The sequence below is a fragment of the Bradyrhizobium sp. sGM-13 genome, assembly GCF_018398875.1.
Classification (GTDB): Bacteria; Pseudomonadota; Alphaproteobacteria; order Rhizobiales; family Xanthobacteraceae; genus Bradyrhizobium.
Map to the genome: position 1 here is coordinate 1 of NZ_JAGWDK010000471.1, position 226 is coordinate 226.

Below are 226 nucleotides of genomic sequence, written 5' to 3' on the forward strand. Positions count from 1 at the left end.
CTTCCACGACCAGGCTGTCACGTCCAAGCGCATAAGTCTGCAGCAGTGCAAGCGCATGATGACGGCTATGCTCGAGAAGCTCCGGCAGAAAGGACGAGAAATAGGGATAATCCCTCCCAAATAAAACTTCCGGGGGGATCGTTTCGCTCACCTGAACGAGACTGCATGACTCGCAGAATATCACCTCAAGGGGGAACTTGTCTTCAGGCTGCCCGACGTTGCTCGG

At 54.9% G+C, this 226-nt stretch carries 1 pseudogene; it reads right to left on the reverse strand.

What is annotated here, in order from left to right:
• Positions 1-226: pseudogene (locus KJQ96_RS42610) on the reverse strand (methyltransferase); the annotation flags it as partial.